Origin of the sequence: Bacillus sp. SDLI1 (assembly GCF_001553895.1) — a bacterium.
Taxonomy (GTDB): Bacteria; Bacillota; Bacilli; order Bacillales; family Bacillaceae; genus Bacillus; species Bacillus siamensis.
Genome location: NZ_CP013950.1, coordinates 1,689,688 through 1,705,122, shown reverse-complemented (window position 1 = coordinate 1,705,122; position 15,435 = coordinate 1,689,688). Strand labels below are relative to the sequence as shown.

General features: G+C 41.6%; 16 protein-coding genes and 1 pseudogene. 12 read left to right on the top strand and 5 right to left on the bottom strand.

What is annotated here, in order from left to right:
* The first annotated feature begins 54 nt into the window (after nucleotides 1-54).
* The 5 genes and pseudogenes from AUL54_RS21665 to AUL54_RS07970 all read left to right on the top strand — a co-directional run bounded on the left by AUL54_RS21665 (nucleotide 55) and on the right by AUL54_RS07970 (nucleotide 3,404).
* Nucleotides 55-407, top strand: a pseudogene (locus AUL54_RS21665) (DinB family protein).
* Between the two features lie 66 nt (nucleotides 408-473).
* Nucleotides 474-839: a cupin domain-containing protein gene (locus tag AUL54_RS07985; RefSeq protein ID WP_060963493.1), complete on the top strand. Its 366-nt coding sequence runs from the start codon at nucleotides 474-476 to the stop codon at nucleotides 837-839.
* Nucleotides 840-951: 112 nt separating this feature from the next.
* On the top strand, nucleotides 952-1,137 hold the full coding sequence (locus tag AUL54_RS07980; protein WP_060963492.1) for a hypothetical protein: 186 nt from the start codon (nucleotides 952-954) through the stop codon (nucleotides 1,135-1,137).
* 264 nt (nucleotides 1,138-1,401) lie between these two features.
* Nucleotides 1,402-1,713 (top strand): hypothetical protein, encoded by a 312-nt coding sequence (locus AUL54_RS07975; protein WP_060963491.1) that lies wholly within the window; start codon nucleotides 1,402-1,404, stop codon nucleotides 1,711-1,713.
* Nucleotides 1,714-2,057: 344 nt separating this feature from the next.
* Entirely contained in the window at nucleotides 2,058-3,404 is a 1,347-nt protein-coding gene (locus tag AUL54_RS07970; RefSeq protein ID WP_060963490.1) for an FAD-binding oxidoreductase, read from the top strand.
* A 178-nt stretch (nucleotides 3,405-3,582) separates the two neighbouring features.
* On the opposite strand, the gene AUL54_RS07965 is transcribed toward AUL54_RS07970, so the two are convergent.
* The gene (locus tag AUL54_RS07965) at nucleotides 3,583-4,005 is read right to left on the bottom strand and encodes a VOC family protein (RefSeq protein WP_060963489.1); all 423 of its coding nucleotides are present in this window, start codon (nucleotides 4,003-4,005) and stop codon (nucleotides 3,583-3,585) included.
* A gap of 220 nt (nucleotides 4,006-4,225) precedes the next feature.
* Between AUL54_RS07965 and AUL54_RS07960 the strand changes: the two genes are divergently transcribed.
* Nucleotides 4,226-5,167, top strand: a complete 942-nt coding sequence (locus AUL54_RS07960) for a cation diffusion facilitator family transporter (protein WP_060963488.1) — start codon at nucleotides 4,226-4,228, stop codon at nucleotides 5,165-5,167.
* Between the two features lie 180 nt (nucleotides 5,168-5,347).
* Here AUL54_RS07960 and AUL54_RS07955 read toward each other — a convergent pair whose 3' ends face one another.
* Nucleotides 5,348-6,649 carry a VTT domain-containing protein gene (locus AUL54_RS07955; protein ID WP_060963487.1) on the bottom strand — a complete coding sequence of 434 codons (1,302 nt, stop codon included), beginning with the start codon at nucleotides 6,647-6,649 and terminating at the stop codon, nucleotides 5,348-5,350.
* A gap of 453 nt (nucleotides 6,650-7,102) precedes the next feature.
* Here AUL54_RS07955 and AUL54_RS07950 point away from each other — a divergent pair, with 453 nt between their 5' ends.
* Nucleotides 7,103-7,642, top strand: coding sequence for a cupin domain-containing protein (locus AUL54_RS07950; RefSeq protein WP_060963486.1), 540 nt, complete (start codon nucleotides 7,103-7,105; stop codon nucleotides 7,640-7,642).
* Between the two features lie 349 nt (nucleotides 7,643-7,991).
* On the top strand, nucleotides 7,992-8,513 hold the full coding sequence (gene satA / locus AUL54_RS07945; protein ID WP_060963485.1) for a streptothricin N-acetyltransferase SatA: 522 nt from the start codon (nucleotides 7,992-7,994) through the stop codon (nucleotides 8,511-8,513).
* Between the two features lie 116 nt (nucleotides 8,514-8,629).
* Here the strand turns inward: satA and AUL54_RS07940 are convergent, their stop codons facing one another.
* Nucleotides 8,630-9,130 carry a DinB family protein gene (locus tag AUL54_RS07940; RefSeq protein WP_060963484.1) on the bottom strand — a complete coding sequence of 167 codons (501 nt, stop codon included), beginning with the start codon at nucleotides 9,128-9,130 and terminating at the stop codon, nucleotides 8,630-8,632.
* Between the two features lie 217 nt (nucleotides 9,131-9,347).
* On the opposite strand from AUL54_RS07940, the gene AUL54_RS07935 reads away from it, so the two are divergent.
* Complete coding sequence (locus AUL54_RS07935) at nucleotides 9,348-9,731, top strand: hypothetical protein (RefSeq protein ID WP_060963483.1); 384 nt, start codon at nucleotides 9,348-9,350, stop codon at nucleotides 9,729-9,731.
* A 136-nt stretch (nucleotides 9,732-9,867) separates the two neighbouring features.
* Nucleotides 9,868-10,830: an arsenic resistance protein gene (locus AUL54_RS07930; RefSeq protein ID WP_060963482.1), complete on the top strand. Its 963-nt coding sequence runs from the start codon at nucleotides 9,868-9,870 to the stop codon at nucleotides 10,828-10,830.
* Between the two features lie 54 nt (nucleotides 10,831-10,884).
* Here the strand turns inward: AUL54_RS07930 and AUL54_RS07925 are convergent, their stop codons facing one another.
* Nucleotides 10,885-11,934 (bottom strand): NAD(P)-dependent alcohol dehydrogenase, encoded by a 1,050-nt coding sequence (locus tag AUL54_RS07925; RefSeq protein WP_060963481.1) that lies wholly within the window; start codon nucleotides 11,932-11,934, stop codon nucleotides 10,885-10,887.
* A 159-nt stretch (nucleotides 11,935-12,093) separates the two neighbouring features.
* On the opposite strand from AUL54_RS07925, the gene AUL54_RS07920 reads away from it, so the two are divergent.
* Both AUL54_RS07920 and AUL54_RS07915 read left to right on the top strand, forming a co-directional pair.
* The gene (locus AUL54_RS07920) at nucleotides 12,094-12,498 is read left to right on the top strand and encodes a MerR family transcriptional regulator (protein WP_045926964.1); all 405 of its coding nucleotides are present in this window, start codon (nucleotides 12,094-12,096) and stop codon (nucleotides 12,496-12,498) included.
* Nucleotides 12,499-12,721: 223 nt separating this feature from the next.
* Complete coding sequence (locus AUL54_RS07915) at nucleotides 12,722-14,011, top strand: Na+/H+ antiporter NhaC family protein (RefSeq protein WP_060963480.1); 1,290 nt, start codon at nucleotides 12,722-12,724, stop codon at nucleotides 14,009-14,011.
* 30 nt (nucleotides 14,012-14,041) lie between these two features.
* Here the strand turns inward: AUL54_RS07915 and pdxR are convergent, their stop codons facing one another.
* Nucleotides 14,042-15,424 carry a MocR-like pyridoxine biosynthesis transcription factor PdxR gene (gene pdxR / locus AUL54_RS07910; protein ID WP_060963479.1) on the bottom strand — a complete coding sequence of 461 codons (1,383 nt, stop codon included), beginning with the start codon at nucleotides 15,422-15,424 and terminating at the stop codon, nucleotides 14,042-14,044.
* Nucleotides 15,425-15,435 lie beyond the last annotated feature (11 nt).

Below are 15,435 nucleotides of genomic sequence, written 5' to 3'. Positions count from 1 at the left end.
TCTTCTTTAATTGAAGAGGTTTTTCCGGGAAGAAGGAGAATGGTTTAAAAATAAGTGAGACGGCGAAGCATCAAGTTTGTGGACAGCTATCCCTAAGGAAAGAATGGACTGGCGCCCGGATTCCGAAGCCATGTCGTGTAAGGAAATGATAAGGCATGTTTTAGAAGCAGAATTTCTTTATCATCAAATGTTACTAAAACATATTTGCAAAACCGTTTTGGACCGAGTTTTTGACATTCATCGAATTTTAAAACGAACCAGATTTAACAAATATAAAGATTAATAGGTCTGATGTTGGATATGTCTGCGAACTGGGGGACATTGATTATCATGAGTCAGTACATACCGGTCAACTTTTAGACTATCTCAGAACTGCTGAAGCGGAGCGGCCTTTCATTTGGGACTAGTTAAAATCAGGAGAAGAACAAAGGCGGAAATATGATGTCTTTAGTTTTACAGGGGAAGGTGAAAGAATGAAATATAATCCGATTAATTTTCAAGAGAAATTAGCTGCATTCCAAGATCAATGGTCTCCAAAAGTAATTGCTGAAATGAATGATTATCAATTTAAACTTGTTAAAGTACAAGGGGACTTTGTTTGGCATAAGCATGAGGAAACAGATGAAGTCTTTATTGTTATTGAGGGGAATTTAATCATTGAATTTCGTGATGGAGAAGTAAAATTAAATGAAGGTGAAATGTTTGTCATTCCGAAAAATGCTGAACATAAACCTTATGCAGAATCAGAGTGTAAAATTTTGCTTGTAGAACCTAAGGGTGTTGTGAATACCGGGCAAGAAATAACTGATCAAACAGCTGAAAATGATGTCTGGGTCTAGCCTGTAATGATAAACCGAAATTAAGAAAGGTTTAAGGTTAAATATTGAAAAATTTTGTTAATATTATAATACATTGTTTGGAAATTTTATCATTTGATAAGGAGTTTTCTAATTGCGTTGGAGTAAATGGTTCAATATTTTTTGTATAGTTGCATTGGGATCAATATATGGTTATAAATTATTGACCAACCAAGAAGTTAACACTGCTCGTTTAATAATAGCTTCAGTAGTTGTCTTGTGGAACATTGTTGGACTTTTTAGCAAAGAACCGGTAAAACAAACACAGCAAGCAAATTAAAAGTCAAAAATGTCGGTACAGAAGAAGGCTGCAGCGTGCAGCATCTCTCAGCCTCACAAAAAACCAAGGGTTCAGCCCCTTGGTTTTTTGTGGTTTTCGCCGCTTATTATTTTTCAAGTTTATTGCAGGCATCCAGAGTTTGTTGTATGGATAAATGAAAATAGCGGCTGAAATGTGTTGGTTAACCAAATGAATAATCCAAGCTGGAGTCTTTTATCTACATAGTATGAAGAGATTAAAAAATATGAGAAGGAGTGGTAGTTCATGTATTATAACCCAGGTGATAAACACGTTCAGAAAAAACCATACGACGAAGCCTGTGACCTTGGCCATGATTTTGATATGGCGGAAGACGAAGCAAGAGCAGAAGCTGCTAGAGAAGAAGAAGCGAGAGCAAGAGCGGAAGAGGCAATAGCAAGAGCGGAAGAAGCAAGAGCCAGAGCAGCAGAAGCAGAAAGAGCAGCAGCAGAAGCAAAGGTAAAAGCGGCAAAAGCAGCAGCAAAAGCGAAATGTAAAAAACATCATAAGAAAGAGAAAAAACATGATTGCAAACGTAAACACAAGAAGAAAAAATAAGAGAAATTCCGGCCCAAGGCTGCAAAAACGATAAAGAAAAAGATTCTTGTTGGAGGATCAAACAGGAAGATTACTCAGCTGGTGCGGCAAAAAGGACGCATAGCAGGGCAAACAAAAACTTTCCTATGAGCTTCCATAGCCAAGGCAGTATATCACGCCAATCATATTAAAAAGATAGGAGAGACAAGAGTTTTGGCAGCCTGCCGCTCTTGTCTTTTTTGTGTTTTTATATCATCTTCGCGTATTTCTGTTTATTTTTAAGTCAGCAGATCATCCGTCTAAGAATTTGTCCACATCCTGCATATACTGGAATCGGAATCAAATGTTTATGGGGAGTGAAACAGATGGGATCAGCACAGTTAACAGGGCGCGTCATCTTCAAAGGGGACCCCGGCTATGCGCAGGCGGTTAAGAATTGGAACCCTTATGTTGATGTCTGTCCGCTCGTCTTTGTTTTTGCACAAAATTCATACGATGTAAGTAATGCGATTAAATGGGCGCGTGAGAATAATGTGCCTTTGCGTGTCAGAAGCGGCCGCCATGCTCTGGATAGAAACCTTTCAGTCGTAAGTGATGGAATAGTTATTGATGTGAGTGACATGAATAAAGTTTTATTAGACGAAAAAAACGCGATTGCAACCGTTCAAACCGGCATTCACGTTGGCCCGCTTGTGAAAGGATTGGCCCGGGATGGTTTTATGGCTCCGTTTGGAGACAGTCCGACAGTGGGGATCGGAGGAATTACGATGGGCGGCGGATTTGGAGTGCTTTCACGATCAATCGGCCTGATAAGTGATAACCTTCTCGCACTGAAAATGGTAGATGCAAAAGGCAGGATCATTCAAGCAAATCAATCTCACAATGAAGATTTACTATGGGCTTCCAGAGGCGGCGGGGGAGGCAACTTCGGATATAATACCCAATACACGTTCAAAGTTCACCGTGCTCCTAAAACCGCAACCGTCTTTAATATTATTTGGCCATGGGAGCAGTTGGAGACGGTCTTTAAAGCTTGGCAAAAGTGGGCGCCGTCTACAGACGAACGATTGGGGTGCTACCTTGAGATTTACAGCAAAGTAAATGGCTTGTGCCATGCGGAAGGATTGTTCCTCGGTTCAAAACCTGAGCTGATTCAATTATTAAATCCTTTATTAAATGCCGGAACCCCGACACGGACAATTATCAAAACATTATACTATCCGGATTGCATAGATTTCCTGGACCCTGATGAACCGATCCCGGGAAGATCTGATCAGAGTGTTAAATTCTCCTCGGCGTGGGCGCTAAATCTTTGGCCGGAAAAACCTATTTCAGTGATGAGACAATTTTTAGAAAAAGCCACCGGAACAGAAACAAATTTCTTTTTTATCAATTGGGGCGGTGCGATAAGCAGAGTTCCCAGCAGCGAAACAGCCTTCTTTTGGCGCCGTCCATTGTTTTATACGGAATGGACGGCCAGTTGGAAAAATAAATCACAAGAAGCCTCGAACCTTGCATCAGTTGAAAGAGTGCGTCAGCTGTTGAAACCATATGTAACTGGTTCATACGTTAATGTTCCGGATCAGAATATTGAAAATTTCGGAAAAGCATATTATGGCTCAAACTTTGCAAGGCTTCGAAAAATAAAGGCGAAATACGATCCCGAAAATGTATTTCGTTTTCCGCAAAGCATACCGCCATCCAATCAATAGTTTATTCGTTTTGTTACACAAAATAAAAACGCTTAGTGCTGAACATCATCCAGTTGGAACACACCAGAACATTCAGGTGTGTTTTTATTTTTAGCCCTGCCGTCAGTGATGTGTCAAGAACGGTCTTGCAGGAAAAACACTGCTCTGGCCTATCTGTTTTTCACTGATGAACATTCCGTTATTCAGTTATATCCCAATGCGGATTCCAAACGATTTCCCATAGGTGCCCGTCGGGGTCTTGGAAGTGACCGGAGTATCCGCCCCAAAAAGTATCATGAGCGGGATCAGTTATCGTCGCTCCTGCCTGTTTTGCCTGTTCCATGACTTTATCGACTTCAGCTTTACTCGTAACATTATGTCCTAATGTAAATTCTGCCGGGCTTGGTGCAGTTAAAGCAATGTTTGTCTCATGTGCGATGTCTTTACGATTCCAAAGGGCGAGTTTCAGTCCTGTTTGTAAGTCAAAAAAGGCAACGGCGCCATGTTCAAACTCTTTTCCGACTATTCCCCCAGTAGGCAGTCCGAGGCCGTCCCGATAGAAGCGAGGTGATCGTTCCAGATGATCTACGCCTAAAGTGATGACTGTAACCCGCGGTTTCATAAAAATATAACCTCCCAAGCTGATGATAAGACAATGATATCAAGTTTCATTATTGCGCTGCAGCATCATATAGAAAAAGATTTTGACATTTCAGTAAAGAACCTATATATTCATATATGAGCACATAATCATATATGATTATTTTTGTGTCCATGTTAGAATGCTTCATAACAGAAAAGAAATAATAAATGCAGTGTATGAGATAAGGAGGAGATTTTTTATGGGTCACAATCACAATCACGCCGGCGGGTCCAATAAGAAGGTTTTATTGATCTCTTTTATCGTAATTACAGGTTATATGATAATAGAAGCGATAGGTGGATTTGTAACCAATAGTTTAGCGCTTTTGTCAGATGCCGGTCATATGCTGAGTGACTCAATCTCATTAATGGTTGCTCTGATTGCTTTTAAATTGGCCGAAAAAAAGGCAAGTCATCATAAGACATTCGGCTATAAACGATTTGAGATTCTCGCAGCTGTGATAAACGGTGTTGCCTTAATATTGATTTCCCTTTATATCATTTATGAAGCAATCAAACGTTTCTCTCATCCGCCAGAAGTGGCAACAACGGGCATGCTTATCATTAGTATCATCGGGTTAGCTGTGAATATATTGGTCGCTTGGATTATGCTGAGCGGCGGAGATACAAAGAATAACCTGAACATAAGGGGAGCTTATTTACATGTAATCAGTGATATGCTCGGCTCTGTAGGTGCCATTCTGGCTGCGGTGCTTATCATCTTCTTCGGGTGGGGCTGGGCAGACCCGTTGGCCAGTGTCATTGTAGCTGTTCTTGTTTTAAGAAGCGGTTACCATGTGACGAAAGATTCCATTCACGTATTAATGGAAGGAACTCCGGAAAATATTGACGTGACTGACATCATCCATACGATTGAAGAGACAGAGGGCATTCAGCATATTCATGATTTACATATATGGTCTATCACAAGCGGGTTGAATGCTCTTTCCTGCCACGCTGTTGTTGACGATCAGCTGACCATTTCAGAAAGCGAACATATTTTACGCAAAATTGAACATGAGCTTGGAGATAAAGGCATTACGCATGTAACGATTCAAATGGAAACAGCAGCTCATAATCACGACAATGCAATCCTTTGTCAGGCAAAAATTGAGCAGACGGACGGCCGCCATCATCATTAAATTTTTATCTGATTTGAATGCAGAGATGGATGAAAGCCTCCTGATGCTCCAAAGCTTTCCGGGATGTATACGCTTGGTAAGTAAATTTACAGAGAATTGTTTAGCTCACGCACATAGAAAAGCTCCTTGTTAAGGGAGCTTTTCTATTGTTTACATATGGTTCATATAAAATGTTTGCTTTCACTTTTTGTTCAGCCTTTCTCCTTTAATCCTTTCGATTACAAGCCGAAATAGTTCAAACAACAAGAAGTTAAAAAACATCCAAACTCCGCCATATACATATCCGCCCACTATGTCGCTTGGAAGAACGCTTGTCCATTTCATATTTACAATCGCGAGACCTATTAATAACAATAATCCAAATAAAGGAGCCGCAATGGTCACATAATGTGTGTTTGAATGACGAACAAGCAAAAATATGCAAGTTCCATAAATGATCATCATCATAGCGGCATTCAGATCCGGAAAATCGGCAGAATGAAATTTCCCCTTAAAACCAATTGTTCGAAGGATAGAGAAGGCCTCCATAATAAATTCACGAAAAGGGGCTCCCCCGAGTATGGAAACCGACAATAATAGATACTCCAGCAGCCTGTTCTGATTCTTCAACCAAATGACTAATAGGGTTAAAATGATGAGGCCGGCAAGGGCAGCCGGTTGTTGAAAAATGAATAATTCTTTCATCCAGTCCATATAAAAGGCAGTATAAACGATATATTCCGCAATTTGATTAAACTGGGCAACGTCATTTGCAAGATAATCCTGAGCTAAGCCAAACATCAGGATCACAAATCCAATTAAAACTGACGTGAGGCAAGTAAGGAATATTTCAGTGGCTCTTATCGTTCTGAATCGATTTGTTAACCTCGTCAGCCATTGGATAAAAAAGTTTTTAATCTGGATTTTATAAAATCTAAAAAGAAGATATCCCGTTAACAAAACAGCCAGAACAAGAAGAAAAATGATTAAATATTTGCTTGCTGCCTGATGTAAGTTTTCCCATTTAGGTCCCAATAATTTCCCTAAAGTAATAAAACAGCTTCCCCACAAAATGGCCCCAATGTAAGCAGGAATAATAAATGTCTGGAATGACATTCTGGAACTTCCTGATACATAACCGGCAAAATGCCTGACCCCGGGAATGAAATAAGCAAACACAAGTAATTTACTTCCTGACCGTTGAAACCAAGCCGCTGTTTTTTGATACCTTTCGGGCCCTAAATGAACATACTTTCCATATCTCTCGATTAATCTATATCCTCCGAGTCGGCCAATCCAGTACGTAATTGTTATTCCTGCGCCCGTGGAAATAAAAGCAGTTAACAGTGCTAAAACATAATTCATTTTCCCTTGATAAACGAAATACCCTGCATAACTCATGATCAATTCAGCTGAAATCGGAATAGCTAAAAGCTCTAAAATAATACCTAAAAATAAAATCAAATAACTATGTTGTTCAAATAATGTGATTAAATGTGACATAAACGCCTCCGGATTCGTCTAACACCGTTACTTGATCCGCAATGTATCATTATTTTTTTAGTGAGTTTAGCATTTTCAGAAACTGTAAGTTTTTAATAGCAACAAGTTTATTGTATAGAGTAAGGATGCCCGATTCCGAAAAAAATATAACATCAGTCCAAGCAATTGCGATGCTTACTAAAAGCGATTTTTTAAGCTTTAACTTTTAATGCAAAGCTGACGGGTTTATCAATTGCTTCGAATTTTTATCGCCCTCTTCTCATTACGTATCAACATATAGCCGGTTTTTGGAACAGAGAACAGTATCATTGAGGGACAATGGGTGAGTGACCTGCGGAAGTTCAAGTTTTCTCAGTCGTACTCATGATAAGGGGAAAATTCCTTAGCGTGGCACATTCTCACTGTAAAAGCATAGGATAACATCATAAAAATTTGAAATTGCGGGGATGAAAAATGTATTATATACCTTTTTCGCATCAATGTTATTATTATGTGAATGTACCGATGTATAACGACGGAAGATCTGTTTATTGGGCTTATCCAAATGACATGGGGTTGCGATCTTCACCCGAAGATAGAAATCTTCTCCTAAAAGATTACGGATCAAAACCATTAGTTGTGAATATCAATAAAGCCGCAAAACAAAATCATACGTTCCGTACTGCCTTATGGACAGGAAAACATTTTCAAATTACTTTGATGAGTATTGGCATTGGGGAAGATATCGGTTTGGAAATCCACCCCCACGTAGATCAATTCTTACGGATTGAGCAAGGCCGGGGAATCGTTAAAATGGGCAGGAGCAAGGAAAATTTAACTTTCCAAAGAAATGTCTATGATGACTTTGCCATTGTTGTACCTGCTGGCACTTGGCACAATGTAATTAATACGGGTAATACGCCGTTAAAGCTATATTCAATTTATGCGCCTCCCAACCATCCATTTGGTACGGTTCATGTGACTAAGGCAGATGCAGAGGCTGCGGAAGGTTAGCATAAAGTATGCTGCGGAGGTTTGACAAACTGGGATTATGCCATCCTGGCTGCCCAAGAGTACGGTAAATAAGGCCGATTTAATATGAATCGGCCTTATTTTTTGTTGGATTTATTTTCCTTGAATCGGTCTTTGATCGCTGCGGGCAATGAATCGGTTTTAACGGCCTCAAATTCTCCGAAATACCACGGCACGATTCCAAATATGGCCTTCTTGATTAGGCTTTTCAGTAAAGAAAGAGACCATCTTTTTTAGCTTCTACGTTCATTTTGCACATGTTATTGATTTATTTGCGAAGTAACATATAATGGAAATGATGAAATGTAATCTCGTTGAGAAGGAGATTGAGATGATCATTAAAATGACTTCGTTTCATATGAAAGACTTCAATAAATCAAATGAACCTCTGGTTGTTTTCGGGAGAATTATACCCGCACTTGAAAACAATGTTTGGACATATACTGAGGAACGATTTTCTAAGCCTTATGTTAAGAAATATGAAGATGACGAAATTGACGTCAGTTATGTTGAGGAAGAGGGGAAAGCAGTTTTTTTTTATTATGATGAAAATAACTGCATCGGCCGGATTAAGATACGTTCTAATTGGAATGGATATGCGCTGATAGAGGACATTGCGGTTGCAAAGGACTATCGAAACAATGGGATTGGAACGGCATTATTAAATAAAGGGATTGAATGGGCAAAGGAGAATGATTTTTGCGGTCTCATGCTTGAAACACAAGATATTAATGTATCAGCTTGTCATTTTTATGCTAAACACGGCTTTGTAATAGGCGCAGTTGATACTATGCTTTATTCCAACTTTTCAACGGCAAATGAGATCGCGATTTTTTGGTATTATCAATTTTAACTGCCGCTCAAGGGTGATGAGAGGTTAATTGTTGGGCTTGATTCTAAATTTATAATCTAAAGGGAATTTGAAATAAATTTAGCTGCAGTTGGAGCAGCCCCTTGCTCAATCTCACTTTAACTGCCAAGTTTCTGTTTTTCTTCTTCAAACCATTTGTGAAGTTGATTGATATGAGCTTGATGGTACCTATTATGATCTGCTATATGCCATATCCCCCACTGAATGGTTGCTTGTTTTCCAGCTTCATAATCTACTGTATGATTCAGTTGATCGTCAGTTAACTGATAACAAACAGACTTAAACATGCTGAATATCTCATCATAATCAGAGAGAATTTGTTTTAATGACACACCGGAAATGAAAGGAATCTCATTGTTTTGATCTAACATTGGTCCATACTTTTCTTCCAGTTCCTTTGGTACAGGCTCACCCTTAAATCTAAATATCCAACAGAGATCAACATATGCTAAATGTCTTATTAGCTGAGCTGTACTATTGTATTTTTGATTTGGTCCTTTATAATCGATCTCCTCCTGTGACATGTCAGATACTATGGTTTTTAAGCGGCTGTAATTTTCATTAACGGCAGAATAGAGCATCCCCACAACATGATCCATGTGTGTTTCACCTTTTAAATCTAAAATCATTATCCCACCAGTACAATTTTTATATTAAGTTTGCCTTATTACTCTTATTTGTCAAGTCATCCGGGGAATGGCACGCTTTATTATGATTCCTTCATCAATTGACTTCGTATTATTTCATTTGATAACATAAAATGGTTATTGTGATTAAAAAAAAGATACCCGTTTTTATAAAAAAGGAGTCATAACGTTGCTGAGAAGGTTTTTTCTTGTTTTTCTTACGCTGATAATGTCTGTATTTGCTGTATTCGCGGCTGCTGAAGAGTCTCCCGGCGATCGTGTCATTTCTTTTGACGAGCCTATGATTTTATTGATCTCACTCGGAATCATCTTATGTTTGTTCATTCCTCCATTCGTCATGTCCTTTTTTGGCAGTTTGGTTGTGAGAATCATATCCGGAGTCTATCAATGTTTTATCGTCCTCACGTTTGCGGGGCTCATTCCGATTGGATTTCTGATTCCCAATGGCTTTTTGACAATTCTTGCTGCTGTCCTGGGAACTTTGGTCAGTTCAGCCAGTGTTGCGGTCACCTTATTCGTTGGCAGGACAGAGAACACAAGTAAACTTTCATAAGCGGTTTTGACAACAATAACTCGCGTTCCAAAAACACCAAGTGTCACAGACCCTTGGTGTTTTTTAATTCCGGCAGAACCATAATGCAAGAGCGGCAGAAAAGAAGGTATAATGGGCGGAGAAGAGGTGTCAGCCAATGAAAATAACCAGAGAGACATTAGAAAATCAGCAAATTTGGATATATGGTGTGTTTCTTGTGATCGGAGGAATAGCGGGGATCGCCGGGAAGGATTCAGGACTCAGCTGGGACTGGACGATATCACCGCTAATCGCTGTTCTCATGTATGCCATGTTTGCTCAGATCCCATTCTTGAAGCTGAGGGAAGCGATCTCGAACCTCAAGTTTATGGCGGCTTTACTGATCGGTAATTTCTTAGCTGTGCCTGTTGTTGTATGGGGTTTGACCGCCATTTTTCCTCAATCTCCTCCTGTATTATTAGGCGTTTGTTTAGTATTGCTTACACCTTGCATTGATTACGTCATCGTCTTTACTCAGCTCGGGAAAGGTAATGAGAAATTAATATTGGCTTCCACGCCGGTTTTGTTCGTCGTTCAGATGGTATTGCTTCCGTTATACTTGTGGCTGTTTATCGGGAAAGAAGTCATAGGGGCTGTTCATGCCGGGCCGTTTCTGGAAGCATTCTTATGTTTAATAGCGGGACCGCTCTTGGCGGCAGTGATGACACAATTGTGGGCTGATAAGAAGCCGGCTGGAGAAAAGATGTTAGAGTGGACGGCGTGGCTGCCTGTTCCTTTTATGGCTCTCGTATTGCTGGCGGTCGTTGCCACACAAATCGGCAAGGTATACAGTGATTTTGAGGTCATTATACGTGTAATTCCGATTTATCTGTTATTCCTGCTCATTATGCCGTTTGTTTCCCGGTTTATCGCATATGCGTTCCGTCTGGATACCGGCGAAGGAAGAGCATTGATCTTCAGCACGGGCACAAGAAATTCTCTCGCAGTCCTTCCGTTAGCGCTGGCCTTGCCGGATGCTTGGGCCTCATTAGCCGCCGCTGTAATCGTCACACAGACGATTGTTGAACTGATAGGCGAATTGGTTTATATAAAAGCGGTGCCCAAATGGCTGTTGAAATAAAAAAAATCTGAACTGAAAAAACATACCAAGGGATATTGGTATGTTTTTTTATGATTATAAAGTTGAAATATCAATGACGAAACGGTAGCGGACATCGCTTCGGAGAACCCGTTCGTACGCTTCGTCGACTTGATTGGCCGGAATCACTTCAATTTTAGGAGCAATGCCGTGCTCGGCGGCGAAATCAAGCATTTCCTGAGTCTGCGGAATACCGCCGACGAGTGAACCCGCAATGCTGCGGCGGCCCGTGATTAAGGAGAACACACTGTATGAGTCCGGATTAGCAGGCGCACCTACATTTACTAATGTACCGTCAATGCGAAGCAGGGATAAGTAGGCATCTACATCAAGGTTCGCGGATACCGTATTTAAAATGATATCAAAATGTCCGGCCAGCTCAGTGAATGTATCCGGATCGCTTGTCGCGAAGTAATGATCGGCTCCAAATTCAAGAGCTTCGTCTTTTTTGTTCATTGAGCGGCTGAGGACGGTGACCTCTGCGCCTAAAGCGTGCGCGAATTGAACGGCTAAGTGTCCGAGCCCTCCCATTCCGACAATCGCCACTTTTTTGCCGGGACCGGCATTCCAGTGTTTCAGCGGAGAATACGTGGTAATGCCCGCGCACAATAGCGGGCTGGCAGCATCCAAATCCAGCTGATCCGGAATCCGGACAACGAATCTGTCAGTGACAACTATTTTCTGGCTGTAGCCGCCGTACGTAGGATTTCCGTCGTAGTCCAGATTATTGTAGGTCTGAACAACGCCTTTTGTGCAATATTGTTCGTCTCCGTTAAGGCAGTATTCACATTCCCCGCAGGAGTCTACAAAACAGCCGACACCCACACGGTCGCCGACGGCAAATGTGGTGACTTCTTCACCCACGGCTTCCACAACTCCGGCAATTTCATGCCCGGGAACCATCGGAAAGATTCCGCCGCCCCATTCATCGAATGCGCTGTGGATGTCTGAGTGACAAATTCCGCTGTACTTAATATCAATCAGAATATCATGCGGCCGTAATGCTCTTCTCTCAATCGTTGTCCGCTCAAATTTAGCTTTTGCATGCGGAGCGCTTAATACACGAGTCGGATGATTATTGCACATGGTTATCTTCCTTTCCAAGATAAAGTGATGAATCCTCTGTTCGGTTTTACTTTAAATGTTAAAGCGGACTTTAAGTCAAGGGGTTTGGTTTATTTTTTTATGAAATGATATTCTATAATGGCACGCTTATGAAAGGGATGAAGGATGGGTGGTAAGAATATGAAGATTGCGCAGGCTGCAAAGCAGGTTGAGTTATCAGCCGCGACGCTTAGGTATTATGAAAGTATAGGACTGATTCCTCCGGTAAAACGGGATGAAAGCGGCATCCGCGATTATGACGAAGATGATGTGAATTGGATTCAATTTATAAAATGCATGAGAAGTGCCGGGCTGTCGATTGAGGCGCTGATTGAATATACCGCTTTATTTATTGAAGGAGCCGATCATACGATTGAACCCCGAAAAAACATCCTTATAAATGAAAGGAAAAGGCTGACGGAGAAACAGAGGGAAATTGATGAAACTATAAAACGATTAAACAGGAAGATTGAGGATTACGAAGACATCCTTGAAAATGAAGCGAAACTTAAAAATAGATTGAAAGCTGAATATATTTCTGAATGAAGAGAAGCTGTCCCGGGCGCCGGGCCGCATGAAATGTACCAAGGGAAACGAACCTTGGTTTTTTTATTTTCTAAAGAGTGGAAACAAAACAGTTTTTCCTATCTTATCAATCTTTACTTATCCTTTTTTCAGCTTGACTTTTTTACTGCAGACTTTTAAAGTGTGAAATGTTGCTTAGACTGTGATTAGCGACTTTAATGCTGAAAAGAGGTGGTTTACCCAGATGAACAATAAAAAGAACCCTTGGGCGTTATTGCCTTTAGTCTTATTCGTAGGGCTTTTTGTCGGCTCTGGTCTGGTGACCGGAGATTTTTATAAATTGCCGATTCTGATTGCCGCGATTATTGCATCAGCTTTTGCGCTGTTATTTAACCGGAAGAAATCGCTCAATCAAAAAATAGAATGGTTTGCTTCCGGCGCGGGACATCCTGATATTATCATTATGGTTATGATTTTTATATTGGCAGGTGCCTTTGCTTCAGCGGCTGAAGCGATGGGAGCGGTGCATTCAACTGTCAATCTTGCTTTGAGCATTATTCCGCAGCAGTTTTTGCTGCCGGGGCTGTTTATCATTGCTTGTTTCATTTCTATATCGATGGGAACATCAATGGGTACGATTGCGGCGGTTGCGCCGATCAGCGCCGGTTTGAGCGGTGAGCTTGGTATCTCCAGCGCGATACCGATTGCGGCTGTGGTCGGCGGAGCTATGTTCGGAGATAATCTTTCTTTTATTTCAGATACGACCATTGCGGCAGTCCGGACGCAAAAAACGCAAATGAGGGATAAATTCAAAACGAACTTTCTGATTGTTTTGCCCGCTGCTATTTTAACCGTTATTATCTTATTTTTTATTCCGGCAGGCCACGCCGGCCATGCGGGTGCTGCATCTTACAGCTGGATAAACGTGCTTCCTTATGTCGCCGTGTTGGTCTTCGCGTTAATCGGTTTTAATGTGATGGCTGTCATATTCGGCGGATTGATTTTGACGGGAATCATAGGGTTAGCGAGCGGCAGCCTGACGTTTGATTCTTATTTTAAGGCGATTACGGATGGAGTTGCCGGAATGAGCGATCTGATCATCCTGTCCATGCTGATCGGCGGAATGGTCGGCGTGATGAAACAAAATGGCGGGATCGACTTTTTACTGGAGTTCATCACGAAACGAATCCGTTCGAAAAAAGGCGCCGAAGCCGGCATTGCCGGACTGGTCAGCGTGACAAATCTGGCTGCTGCCAATAATACGATCTCCATTATCGCAGCCGGTCCGATTGCGAAGAATATCGCTGATCAATTTAAGATCGACAACAGAAAATCGGCAAGTATTCTGGATATCTTTTCGTGCATGGTGCAAGGTTTGATTCCTTACGGCGCGCAGCTGTTATCGGCCGGGAAATTCGGGAATATTTCCCCCGTCAGCATCCTGCCATACTCTTTCTATCCCGTTTTAATCGGAATCTGCGGCATTATCGCCATTATGTTTGGCCTGCCGAAATTCACAAGGAATACAAAATAAAAAAAGGCGCCGTTCGGCGCCTTTTTTCTTTCATCTCAGCCAAGCATGTTTCAAAAGCTGCACGCCTTGTGTGATCTGATCCGTATCAAGGTGGGCGAAACCTAATTTTATGATCGGCGGTTCAGGCTTTCCGGAAACGAAATAAACGGAGGTAGGGTATACTTTCACTCCGTACTGAAGAGCGCGCTCAATTAACGTTTCTTCTGTACAGTTCAAGTGAACTCTTACCAATATATATAATCCGGATTGCTCGCCGATGATCGTCAACTGTTCGCCGAACTGCTGCTTGATATGTGAAGTCAAGTGCTGCATCTTACGCTTGTAGACAGTGCGCATGCGCTTAATATGGCGGGTCCATTCACCGGTCTTCATCAATTCAGCCATGGTCAGCTGGTTAAGCGAAGAAGCGGTGCTTTCGAAATGAATGAAACGTTTTTTATACCGGTGCAGAATGCGCTGCGGCAAAACCAAATAGCTTATGCGGATGCCCGGAAGAAAGGATTTTGAGAAATTCCCTAAATAAATCACCCGGTCTGACTGAATGGAAGCAAGGGCGGGAAACGGCTGCTGCGTATAACGAAATTCACTGTCATAATCATCTTCAAGAATATATCCCTCTCTTTTATTCACCCAATTGATCAGAGTTTGGCGCTGCTGAATGGACATGCTTACGCCGTAAGGGCTGTGGTGGGAAGGAGTCACGTAGATTAATTTTTCTTTCATTGCATGCAATTGAGAAAAATCAGCTCCGTTTTCATAGACGGGCATCGTTTCCAGTGATAGCCCGTGAAATTGAAATGCCTCTCTGGCACCGTCAAATCCCGGGTTTTCTACTATAACTCCGGAAAAATCTTCTTTCAGAATCCGGCTGAGATAAATCAGCATCTGCTGTGTGCTGCTGCCGATGATAACCGAATCCGCATCTGTTTTCACCCCGCGTGATTCCAAGAGATAAACGGCAATTTGTTCACGCAAATTTCTCTCGCCGAACGGTTCACCGTACAGAAAGCTTTTCTCTGATGTCAAAACTTGATTGTGTAATTTTCTCCATGTTTTCAGAGGAAAATGCTTTTGATCGACGGCTCCTGCGCGAAAATCAATCAGGGCCGGCTGAGTTGATTCGGTTTTCTCTGCGTGAACAACATCGTTTTCTTGTTGAAATAAAGAGAGCTCTATTTCATTTGCAAAATATCCTTTGCGCGTTTCACCGCGAATGTATCCCTCCGCGAAAAGCAGATCATAGGCCATCAGTGTCGTATTGCGGCTTACCCGCAGGGAATCTGCCAGCTCCCGAATGGATGGCAGCCGCTCATTTGCCTGAATCGTTCCCTGCTCAATCAATGTCTTAAATTGCTCGTAAATTTGTTTGTATTTCGGGGTGTCGCTTTTGAAAGCAAAAATCATATTTTTCATCAGACGTTCTC

What these genes read in the sequence shown, in the direction of transcription:
- satA (WP_060963485.1), top strand. Translation starts at nt 7,992, where the DNA reads ATGATCATTAAAATGACTTCGTTTCATATGAAAGACTTCAATAAATCA.
- AUL54_RS07955 (WP_060963487.1), bottom strand. Translation starts at nt 6,649, where the DNA reads ATGTCACATTTAATCACATTATTTGAACAACATAGTTATTTGATTTTA.
- AUL54_RS07920 (WP_045926964.1), top strand. Translation starts at nt 12,094, where the DNA reads ATGAAGATTGCGCAGGCTGCAAAGCAGGTTGAGTTATCAGCCGCGACG.
- AUL54_RS07965 (WP_060963489.1), bottom strand. Translation starts at nt 4,005, where the DNA reads ATGAAACCGCGGGTTACAGTCATCACTTTAGGCGTAGATCATCTGGAA.
- AUL54_RS07960 (WP_060963488.1), top strand. Translation starts at nt 4,226, where the DNA reads ATGGGTCACAATCACAATCACGCCGGCGGGTCCAATAAGAAGGTTTTA.
- AUL54_RS07915 (WP_060963480.1), top strand. Translation starts at nt 12,722, where the DNA reads ATGAACAATAAAAAGAACCCTTGGGCGTTATTGCCTTTAGTCTTATTC.
- AUL54_RS07930 (WP_060963482.1), top strand. Translation starts at nt 9,868, where the DNA reads ATGAAAATAACCAGAGAGACATTAGAAAATCAGCAAATTTGGATATAT.
- AUL54_RS07975 (WP_060963491.1), top strand. Translation starts at nt 1,402, where the DNA reads ATGTATTATAACCCAGGTGATAAACACGTTCAGAAAAAACCATACGAC.
- pdxR (WP_060963479.1), bottom strand. Translation starts at nt 15,424, where the DNA reads ATGAAAAATATGATTTTTGCTTTCAAAAGCGACACCCCGAAATACAAA.
- AUL54_RS07970 (WP_060963490.1), top strand. Translation starts at nt 2,058, where the DNA reads ATGGGATCAGCACAGTTAACAGGGCGCGTCATCTTCAAAGGGGACCCC.
- AUL54_RS07925 (WP_060963481.1), bottom strand. Translation starts at nt 11,934, where the DNA reads ATGTGCAATAATCATCCGACTCGTGTATTAAGCGCTCCGCATGCAAAA.
- AUL54_RS07940 (WP_060963484.1), bottom strand. Translation starts at nt 9,130, where the DNA reads ATGGATCATGTTGTGGGGATGCTCTATTCTGCCGTTAATGAAAATTAC.
- AUL54_RS07985 (WP_060963493.1), top strand. Translation starts at nt 474, where the DNA reads ATGAAATATAATCCGATTAATTTTCAAGAGAAATTAGCTGCATTCCAA.
- AUL54_RS07950 (WP_060963486.1), top strand. Translation starts at nt 7,103, where the DNA reads ATGTATTATATACCTTTTTCGCATCAATGTTATTATTATGTGAATGTA.